Annotated in this window: 9 protein-coding genes and 1 pseudogene; 3 read left to right on the forward strand and 7 right to left on the reverse strand. The window is 39.6% G+C overall.

Annotation, left to right across the window (positions count from 1 at the left end; all coding sequences use genetic code 11):
* From SINDD18_RS05500 to SINDD18_RS11670, 4 genes and pseudogenes are all read right to left on the reverse strand, one after another.
* Window positions 1-1294: Rib/alpha-like domain-containing protein (locus tag SINDD18_RS05500; RefSeq protein ID WP_153014427.1), on the reverse strand; the 1294-nt coding region annotated here is incomplete at its 3' end.
* A complete protein-coding gene (locus tag SINDD18_RS05505; protein WP_061863393.1) occupies window positions 1257-1550 on the reverse strand; it encodes a KxYKxGKxW signal peptide domain-containing protein in 294 nt (97 codons plus the stop codon). The genes SINDD18_RS05505 and SINDD18_RS05500, both read right to left, overlap by 38 nt.
* Before the next feature lie 440 nt (window positions 1551-1990).
* Window positions 1991-2179, reverse strand: coding sequence for an LPXTG cell wall anchor domain-containing protein (locus SINDD18_RS11530; protein ID WP_277619881.1), 189 nt, complete (start codon window positions 2177-2179; stop codon window positions 1991-1993).
* A pseudogene (locus SINDD18_RS11670) lies at window positions 2168-2302 on the reverse strand (hypothetical protein); the annotation flags it as partial. The gene SINDD18_RS11530 and the pseudogene SINDD18_RS11670, both read right to left, overlap by 12 nt.
* Window positions 2303-2659: 357 nt before the next feature.
* On the opposite strand from SINDD18_RS11670, the gene SINDD18_RS05515 reads away from it, so the two are divergent.
* On the forward strand, window positions 2660-4129 hold the full coding sequence (locus SINDD18_RS05515; protein ID WP_061863395.1) for a M protein trans-acting positive regulator PRD domain-containing protein: 1470 nt from the start codon (window positions 2660-2662) through the stop codon (window positions 4127-4129).
* Window positions 4130-4320: 191 nt separating this feature from the next.
* Here SINDD18_RS05515 and SINDD18_RS05520 read toward each other — a convergent pair whose 3' ends face one another.
* Complete coding sequence (locus SINDD18_RS05520; RefSeq protein WP_061863396.1) at window positions 4321-4758, reverse strand: Rrf2 family transcriptional regulator; 438 nt, start codon at window positions 4756-4758, stop codon at window positions 4321-4323.
* A gap of 71 nt (window positions 4759-4829) precedes the next feature.
* A complete protein-coding gene (locus tag SINDD18_RS05525) occupies window positions 4830-5669 on the reverse strand; it encodes a metallophosphoesterase family protein (protein ID WP_049530272.1) in 840 nt (279 codons plus the stop codon).
* Between the two features lie 147 nt (window positions 5670-5816).
* Between SINDD18_RS05525 and SINDD18_RS05530 the strand changes: the two genes are divergently transcribed.
* Window positions 5817-6269 carry a universal stress protein gene (locus SINDD18_RS05530; RefSeq protein ID WP_045762643.1) on the forward strand — a complete coding sequence of 151 codons (453 nt, stop codon included), beginning with the start codon at window positions 5817-5819 and terminating at the stop codon, window positions 6267-6269.
* 115 nt (window positions 6270-6384) lie between these two features.
* Here SINDD18_RS05530 and SINDD18_RS05535 read toward each other — a convergent pair whose 3' ends face one another.
* A complete protein-coding gene (locus SINDD18_RS05535; RefSeq protein WP_061863397.1) occupies window positions 6385-7776 on the reverse strand; it encodes a Cof-type HAD-IIB family hydrolase in 1392 nt (463 codons plus the stop codon).
* 65 nt (window positions 7777-7841) lie between these two features.
* On the opposite strand from SINDD18_RS05535, the gene SINDD18_RS05540 reads away from it, so the two are divergent.
* A complete protein-coding gene (locus SINDD18_RS05540) occupies window positions 7842-8804 on the forward strand; it encodes an asparaginase (RefSeq protein ID WP_061863398.1) in 963 nt (320 codons plus the stop codon).
* The last annotated feature ends 275 nt before the right edge of the window (window positions 8805-9079 follow it).

Consider the following 9079-nt stretch of genomic DNA (forward strand, 5'->3'; position numbering starts at 1 on the left):
CCGGTGTCTTAGTTGGTTCTTTGATTTCACTTGCTTCATTACCTTTTACCTCAAATGTAATAGTAACTTCTTGTGGAGCTTGTTTGTAGTGTGCTGGATATGTTACAACTACTGTTTTTGTATAAGTACCTGGAGTTGTAGCAGTAGGTGCTTGACCGTCTTTCCATGCAAATGTTGTTGCACCACGGTAGTTATTTGGGAATTCTGGTGTTCCAGCTTTATTGGTTACATAGTTAGCTGGAGTAGCATCAAAACTCTCGCCAACCTTGGCAGTGTACTTGTCTTTAACTGCGACAGCTTGGAACTTGATTTCTTCGATAAAGTTATCTGTGAAACCGGTCATGATATTTGTCGGACCACCGATAAGCCCTGTTCCTTGCATACCTGCCACAAAGTCAAGTGGTTTAGTCTTATCCAAGATTGGGGTATCAAAGGTAATCGTCCACATAACATTACGGATTTTGTTATTATCAGCAGTCAACGTATAAAGAGCTTGCGAACGTTCCGCAGTTTGGGCTGCTACTGCAGCTTCATTACCTTTAATTGCTGGATTCTTTGTTTTCTTAAACAACTCAGTCAAACGCTTGGTCATTTCAGTACCAGTATAACTATCCATACGACCCTTTTGACCCATCAAGTATGATCCGTCATTATCTTTCCAGTAATCACGCGTATTAACTACTTTTCCGTTTTTATCTGTTTGAACAACTTTCCAGTTTGTTGGTTCACCTACAGAATCTTTTGGAATCGTAAAGTAGACATAACCACTAGCTGCATTCCCTTTACGACCTGGGTTATCAAGAACTGTCCAATGGATAACATTATTAGCCTTATCCACTTCATAACTAATTTTTACGTAACCTTCGACGTCTTCTTTGTTGGTATAGTCAAGGTTTTCAGAACCTTCTGTTGCACGTGTCGCTGTTGAACGGGTTGCTGTTGCTCGTGCTGCACGATTAGTACGTGGCTTAGCAACTAAAGAACCATCTTTGATCGTTTGTGTTGCTGACAAGTTTGCTCTTGAACCATCTGCAAAAGTAACAACTACTGATCCGTCTGCTTGGACTTGAACATCAGTCGCTGTAGGATTTGCTGCCTTAACAGCTGCTACAACTTTTGCTTTTTCTTCATCAGTAAGTGCTGATGGATCGTATACCACAGTCACTTCTGGAGCTTGGATGCTATCAGCTTCCTTAGCTTTTTCAGTCGCAACCACTGTTTCCTTAGCTTTCTCAGTAGCTGGTACTGGTTCTTCTTTAGAATTTTTGAGTAGTTTCAACTGCTTTTTCGGCATTTTCTTCAGTTGCTACTACTGGTGCCACTTCTACAGCTGGCGCTGCATAAGTTGGGTTCTCTTCGGCTGAAACCGGCTTAGTCCCCTCTGTTGTAGAGCTAGTCTCTGGCTTAGCTTCTACTATATCTGCTTTGACTGATGGTGCTACTAAAGCAGCCCCGACCGCAAAAACAAGCGAACAACCGAAAAGGAAATGTTTTCCTTTTTTGATCATACGCCAGTTCTTTTGCTCTGCATTTTTACGATTAAAATACATTTTTGTATTTCTTAGCATTTCAAATGCTACATACACCTTTATTATAAAACACGAATTAAAAAATGTCAAAAAATAATACAGTAAAATTGTATGTAAAATTTTCTAATTCTTTGCTCTTATTTTTATTTTTTATACTTATTTAAAATATATGGTATGTATTCTTATATGTTAACATTTTCTAATTCTAGGGACTCAACTTCTAAATAGAAAAACGAGAATCTCCTAAAACTGAGAATCTCGTTTTCTAATAATGATTCTTATTGAATAGTAAAGAATCTAACCTCTGAAATTTTAAAAACCACACAGTGACTCTTTAATCTTGATTGTTCTCAAGTCTGGAATCTGTGTGTGGTTTTATGACGAGACTAGTCTTTTCTCTTAGCCTTTTCTAGTAAATTGAAGAATTCATATTCTTAAATTTACTTTATTTGGGTATTTTATTACTCTTCTTCCTCGCGTTTTTTAGCGATGAGAAGCCCTCCTGTCACTGCTGCAAGAAGTGCTAGTCCAAGTGAAGCGTTAGATTGTTTAGTACCAGTGTTTGGCAATTCTTTCGCTCCTGCTTTCTTAGCTGGTTCTTGAGCAGGTGACTCTTGGTTAGCAGCTGCAACAGCTTTTTCAGCTGGAATAACTGCTACTGATCCATCTTCAAAGGTTACAACTACTGATCCATCATTGTTAACTTTGATGTCTGTTGCTGTTGGGTTAGCTTTCTTAGCTTCTTCTGCTACTTTAGCTTTTTCGGCGTCTGTAAGCGATGAGGCGTATACAACTGAGTTACAGCTGAAGTCTTAACTCATGTTGAGTCAATTTCTTTTAAAATACATAAATTATAGCCTCAGTTAATTTTAAAACTATAGCATGTCTTTAACATACAATTTAAATTATAAAACATAGCTTTGTTTTAGTCGATTATTTTAAACTATATATTTAAAATTTTTTTCAATACAAAAAAATTCTAAAACAATGGATTTTATCCCAAAATACAATATAATAAATGTAGGCAAATTCTTTGTTTTTTTAATTTACTTGTGATATAATAACATTTATCTTCAAAAAAATATGATTTTTATTTATTATAATCAAATATATTACAGGAGGAATCATTCATGAGAGCCCTATTGACTCAAAAAGAACAAAGGCAATTAAGAATTTTAGAATATTTATTTGAAAATCCAGACTGGATCCACCTAGATCCCCTAGCAGAAGACCTAGATATCAACACCCGTATCATTAAAAGCGATATAAAGGAGATGCGCGAAGTCCTCTCTTGCTTCGAAATCCAATCTTCAACAGCTGGTATCAGGCTGGCCAACCCTAAAAACTTGGGTATTGAACGAATTTACCGCCACATTTTACAAGATTCTTCTAACTTCCAAGTTTTGAGAGCATTCTTTTTATTAGAAGAACCATTTACCTATGAACATTTAGCTCAAAACCTTGATGTCTCACTACCTGCACTTCGCAAAAAAGTAGCTGAGATCAATCATACCTTACAAAATAAATACTGCTTCAAACTCAAGGTCACTCCAATCTCTATCATTGGAGACGAAAAGGACATCCGCTTCTTCTTCGCCCAGTATTTCCATGAAGCCTATGGCTACTTTAAATGGCCATTTACTGATTCTAAGAAAGACATTGAAGAATTTGTTGCTTTCTTTCTTAAAATGACAGGATTTCCTGCCAACTATGCTAACTTGTTGCAGCTAGAAACACAAATAGCTGTTAATTTGCACCGATTTAAGATTGGTACTACCATCCAAACAACGAGTGATTCTACAAATGATCTTCCTTTATATGATCAACTGTCGGAGTTCCAAGATCAACTCGAACCATTGGCTAAGCGTCTGAATATCGAGGTTAACCGTCATACCTTAGAACAAATCTTTGATTCTTATACTCAAAAAGGAATCTTCTTTACTGTTGAAGAATTTCTAGCTGCCCGTTCAGAAGACAAACAAGTTGATCACTCTTACCACGCTGCTCGAGATGTCCTCGATAACTTGACTCGTGAATTTGGGATTCACTTTACAAATACTGACGAGCTAGTTTGGCACTTACATAATACCGCTCTTCTTGAACGTCAAGAGATCAACTCAGAATCCATCATTTCTCATAATAAATCCTATACGCTTCATAAAATCAAGAAATTCTTCCCTGAATTTTATGAAGCAGCTGTTTTTGAAATGATGCGTTATAAGTCTAGCTTGGGACAAAAAGAACAGGCACATGCTGTTGTCCATCTGGTATACACTCTCTTGACCCACGCTTCAGATTTGATGGAGCAATTATTAGAATCTCAGAATAAAGTCCGTGTCCTTGTGTTAAGTGAGTTTGACTTCGCACATCCACGCGCCCTCATCTCTCTCTATAAATACTACACTTCTAAAAATATCCAGTTTGAAACTTGGGACAAGGCTACATTGAATGTTGATGAGATTATGGAGGCTGGATATGATGCCATTTTGACCAACTTTGATGTCGAAGGTTTAGAGCATCCAAAACTAATCAATATCGGACGCATGGCCCAGCTTCAAGTTATTAGCGAGCTTAATACCATTTCGATTGGTGATCTTTAAAAAAATATTGAAAATTAGAGTCGCTTAATCATCCGAATCTTAGAGAACAATTTCTATAACCTATAAAAGCGAAGATACCAGAACTCTAACTATCGAAATTCTGGTATCTTCGCTTTTTACTATTTTGATTTTTAAAAAAGGAAATTTAGTGCTTTAAACCGAAAAGACTCTTTCTGCTACTTGTATAGTTTCTATTTCTCTATCCTTGCTTCGGCATCTGCCACTACTTGGGCAAGACTGGTTTGGCTCAGTTCCTGCTCCATGGCTAGCTGAATCTTTTGTAATTTCTCGTCTAAAATCCCATGGATATTTGCGCCAACTGGACAGGCTGGATTTGGATTGTCATGAAAACTAAAGAGTTGACCTGTCTTTCCTAGACATTCAACTGCCTGGTAAACATCTAAAAGACTGACATCCTCTAGGTCTTTGATGATCTCTGCACCACCAGTTCCACGCGCAACTGAAATCAACTCAGCTTTTTTCAGTTGAGACAAGGTCTTACGGATAATGACAGGATTGACTCCAACGCTACTAGCAAGAAAATCACTAGTCACCTTACTTTCTTTCCCTTTTAAGGCTATGATAATCAACATATGGGTCGCGATGGTAAATCGACTTGAAATTTGCATAAGGTTCTCCTTTTTCTATTAGACTAGTTCGTTTTTTACTTATATTTATTATATCTCTTGTAGTTGTAATGTCAAGAGTTACCACTCAGCCAGTCATCTAGTTCTGCATCATGCCCTTGACTTTGGGCAATTTCATGAAGTAGTTCCTGATTATGGGTATGGTGAATCCCATTAACCAAGCTTTCATAATAAACTTGGTAGTAGGGTAATTGTAACTCTTTGGCTAGTTGTAATTCTGCATCAATATCATAATCAACCCGACGGAAATCGACATCTTTCAAGCCTTTTTCATCAAACTCTAAAATCATGTACTGAGCACGTAAGTCCTTGCGTAAATTTTCAGATAAAAAGAAGGGTTGACCAATGGAACCTGGATTCAGGATAAGCTGGCCACCACTACCATACCGAAGAAACTGTTGATGGATATGACCATAAATGGCAATATCGCAGTCTGGATTGGTGACAAGGCGGTCAAAGTCCTCTTGCTTTCCAAGATGAATCAGCTCTCGTCCCCAATTTTTATCAGGCAAGTGGTGGCTAATCCCTAGCTTCAAATCTCCAAACTGGCGGTGCACTTGCAAGGGATAGTTCTGCAGCGCCTCAATCTCCTCAACACTGAGTTCTTCCATAATATACTGACACTGGCGTAAGAGATAACGATGACTGGGTCTACTTTCATCTAACTGACGATGGCAGGCGCGCCATAAGCTCTCCTCCCAATTCCCTAAAACTCTATGGGTGATTGGTAAAGTATCCAAGATCTGGAGAATATTTTTTCGTCCTGTTCCAGGCATGAGGATATCTCCTAAGAGCCAATACTCATCAACCTCTGACTTCTGGGCATCTGCCAGAACAGCTTCTAAGGCTGTTGTATTGCCATGTATATCCGATAATACTGCGATTTTTGTCATATCTCTTCCTCTTAGCTTTTCTAGTTTTATTATAACAAACTCCAAGTCAAAGTCAAAAAGCATCTATCTTCTTCCTATCGTTTTTTACTTTACTTTTTTAGTGAAAAGGAATACAATGAAGGTAATAAGAATGAGGAGGTTTTTGCTATGGCACAACGTTATGAAAACATCATGGTAGCGGTTGACGGTTCTAAGGAAGCTGACTTGGCTTTCATCAAAGGGGTTCATTCAGCACTACGTAACCAGGCAAAACTAACGATTGCCCATGTCATTGACACACGTGCTCTTCAAAGCATCTCAACATTTGATGCCGAAGTTTACGAAGAATTGCAAGTCGAGGCCAACGATTTGATGGCTGAATATGAAAAGCGTGCAAAAGATGCTGGGCTCACAGACATTAAAGTTGTTATTGAGATGGGAAATCCTAAAACTCTCTTAGCTAAAACAATTCCAGATAAAGAAAAGGTTGATTTGATTTTAGTTGGAGCAACAGGACTCAATGCTTTTGAGCGTCTGCTAGTTGGTTCTTCATCAGAATATATCCTACGCCATACCAGCGTTGACCTTCTCGTCGTTAGAGATAAGGACAAAACTTTGTAATAAAAAAGAAATGAGGTTGGGATTTTTCTCCTAACCTCATTTTTTTCATAAATTGTTGATGCAGTAGTTGGAGCCAGGAAATCAAAAAAGCATTCAAGGCTTCCTTTTCTATCGCCTATTTCTTATCGGCTCTTTCCTTGTGGCGTTCATAGGCCTTTATCTGACGCTCAATCTCCTTTTTAATGGCTGGTTCTGGAGCATATCTCTCCTCCCAGTCATCTGGTTTTAGGATTTTGTGAGTAACTGGGTCAAAATGAGCTTTTCCATCTGGAAACATTTTACCCATATTGGCTTGATGGACAATATCAAAAATCCGCTCTGGATCCACCCCCATCAAAACAAAGCTACCATAGGTGAAATACAAGGTATCAATTAAAGCATCTACTTGCCCTACCAAATCTTGCTTAGCAGGTGTTTTCTTAGCAACTTTCTGTGCTGCTTGATCCAGCGCTTGGTGTAACTGTCCAACTGCCCGTTCGAAGTCTTCTTCAGAAGAGCTAGCAGCTCGAACAAACTCGACCAGTTCTTCTATCTTAAATCCCGCTCTATGGGTAGCACCTTCTAAATCCCAAGCTTGTGGCTCTTCTTGAGTTCGTTCATCCATCATGTGGTGGAAGGTTTTGACCTTATTGAAATGATAGTCACGGCTGACAAAGACTTTCTCTGAAGCCAAAACACCAAAGTGTTCCAAGGCCTTGTGAATCCCATCTTGCTGGTTGCTGGTTGTGATATGTTTCGCCACTTCCTTGACACTGCTACTACCATTGCCCATAGCGACTGACATCCCAACACCCGCCAGCATCTCTAAGTCATTGTCCGAGTCACCAAAGGCCATGACTTGATTGAGATCAAAACCATACTCTTTTCCGACTCGGCGAATGCCTTCTAACTTGGAATTTCCTTGGTTGATGACATCGGCTGCAAAAGGATTACTGCGAGTTAATTTCAAGTCTTTAAAATCAGCTGCTGCTTTCTCAGATTCTTCTGGCGTCATTAGCATCAAAACTTGATAAATGGGCTGATTCATCAAGTGAAGCAAGTCTTCTTCCTTCTGAGGAACAATCTTACTCACCATTCGATTAAAGGAATGACTAACTGTACGAGTCAACATAGAGGGGACAAAACGACTCACCCTTTGAGAAAAAGAACCTAGGCCAAAAGACATGATTTTCGAACCCAGCATAGCATCCTTGGTCCCTAGAGCAATCTCCTTGCCCTCTTTTTTGGCATAGGTGATCAACTGCCGTAAATGAGACTTGGAAAGAGGACTTGTAAACAAGACTCTGTTTTTATTAAAGATATATTGGCCGTTATAGGTTACGGCAAAATCCAGATCTAAATCTTCCATTAAATCCTTAACAAAAAAAGGTCCTCGCCCTGTCGCTACTCCAACAAGCACCCCCTGGTCCTTCACAATCTTAATCGCGTCCTTAGTGGATTTCAAAACACTCTTGCGATCGTTGACTAGTGTTCCATCGATATCAAAAAAAACAGCTTTGACTTCCATCCTACCTCATTCTCCCCTTTTGTGATACAATGATTATACCACATTTCAGAAAGAGTGAGTAAATCATGCCTAAGAAAATCCTTGTTTTACATACGGGTGGTACTATTTCCATGCAAGCCGATGACTCTGGCACTGTTGTAACTAGCCAAGAAAACCCTATGAATCATGTATCCAATCCACTTGGAGGAGTTGAAGTCCACGCGCTCGACTTTTTTAATCTGCCAAGTCCCCATATTAAACCCAAGCATATGCTGGCCCTCTATCAAAAAATCAAAGAGGAGGCTGATCATTATGACGGTTTCGTGATTACACATGGGACAGATACCTTGGAGGAAACTGCCTATTTCCTCGATACCATGGAGGTTCCTCACAAACCGATCGTACTAACAGGGGCCATGCGTAGTTCCAACGAACTCGGAAGCGATGGTGTCTACAATTATCTCAGTGCCTTACGTGTTGCAAGTGATGACAAGGCCGCTGATAAGGGGGTACTGGTCGTGATGAATGATGAAATTCACGCTGCCAAGTATGTCACTAAGACCCATACCACGAATGTCGGAACCTTCCAAACACCGACCCATGGCCCACTAGGTCTCATCATGAAGCAAGAAATTCTCTATTTTAAAACAGCTGAACCCCGTGTTCGTTTTGACCTTGATAGGATCCAGGGCTTGGTTCCAATTATTCCAGTCTATGCTGGCATGACAGAAGAACTCCTTGATTTGCTTCCTGTTGACCAGCTAGATGGTCTTATTATCCAGGCCTTTGGTGCTGGAAATGTTCCCAAGGAAACATCACAAAAATTGAACGCCCTTATCCAAGAAGGACTCCCAATCGCCTTGGTTTCTCGTTGTTTTAATGGGATTGCCGAACCTGTTTATGCCTATGAGGGTGGTGGCGTTTGTCTGCAAAAGGCTGGTGTCTTCTTTGTCAAAGAGCTCAATGCTCAAAAGGCTCGTCTCAAACTCCTCATTGCTATCAATGCTGGCCTTACAGGGGATGAATTACGAGCCTATATGGAAGGATAATACTCTTCGAAAATCAAATTCAAACCTCGTCAACGTCGCCTTGCCGTAGGTATGGTTACTGACTTCGTCAGTTTCATCTACAACCTCAAAGCAGTGCTTTGAGCAACCTGCAGCTAGTTTCCTAGTTTGCTCTTTGATTTTCATTGAGTATAAAAAAGTCGGTGAGATAGAAATTACTAGATCAAGTCTTGTTTTCTAGTCACCCCCAAAGCCTTCTACCATCAACTTGATGCTTGAACCATTGACCAAAAAGTTTTTACTACTAAAAAGCGAGA

It is taken from the genome of Streptococcus infantis (assembly GCF_001579645.1).
GTDB lineage: Bacteria > Bacillota > Bacilli > Lactobacillales > Streptococcaceae > Streptococcus > Streptococcus infantis_E.